Raw genomic sequence first — 863 nt, 5'->3', positions numbered from 1 at the left:
ACCGCCGACGCGGCGAAGAAGTCCAACCAGCTGTACGGGCTGGTGGACCTGTTCTCCGGTGGGGCGTTGCTGAAGCTGTCGGTGTTCGCGCTGGGCATCATGCCCTACATCACCGCCTCGATCATCCTGCAGCTGCTGACGGTGGTGATCCCGCGGCTGGAGGCCCTGAAGAAGGAGGGCCAGGCCGGCACCACCAAGATCACCCAGTACACCCGGTACCTGACCGTGGGGCTGGCGATCCTGCAGGGCACCGGGATCGTGGCGATGGCCTCCACCGGCAACCTGTTCCAGGGCAGCTCCGGGGCCGACATCCTGTACCAGACCGGGATCTTCCCGATCATCACCATGGTGATCTGCATGGTGGCGGGCACCGCGGTGATCATGTGGCTGGGTGAGCTGGTCACCGACCGCGGCGTCGGCAACGGCATGTCGATCCTGATCTTCACCCAGGTGGTGGCGGTGTTCCCGTCCCAGTTCTGGTCGATCTACAAGGCCAAGGGCGGGTTCGTGTTCACCCTGGTGATCGTCGTCGGGTTGGCGATCATGGCGGGTGTGGTGTTCGTGGAGCAGGCCCAGCGGCGCATCCCGGTGCAGTACGCCAAGCGGATGGTGGGCCGCCGGATGTACGGCGGGACCTCGACCTACATCCCGCTGAAGGTCAACCAGGCCGGCATCATCCCGGTCATCTTCGCCTCGTCGCTGCTGTACCTGCCGGTGCTGGCGACCCAGCTGTGGCCCAACGTCAAGTGGCTGCAGAAGGTCCAGCCGTACCTCAAGCAGGACAACCCCTGGCACATGGCGATCTTCTTCGTCTTCATCATCTTCTTCACCTACTTCTACGTCGCGATCACCTTCAACCCCAC

At 64.0% G+C, this 863-nt stretch carries 1 protein-coding gene; it reads left to right on the top strand.

Annotated features, from left to right (window positions below; genetic code table 11):
- A partial coding sequence (gene secY / locus ACFPCY_RS43020) for a preprotein translocase subunit SecY (protein ID WP_378265710.1) occupies positions 1–863 on the top strand: 863 nt, incomplete at both ends.

Origin of the sequence: Actinomadura gamaensis, assembly GCF_042652125.1 — a bacterium.
In the GTDB taxonomy this organism is placed as follows: domain Bacteria; phylum Actinomycetota; class Actinomycetes; order Streptosporangiales; family Streptosporangiaceae; genus Spirillospora; species Spirillospora gamaensis.
The sequence above is the reverse complement of the archived record's forward strand: the minus strand, read 5'-3'. Positions and strand labels throughout refer to the sequence as shown.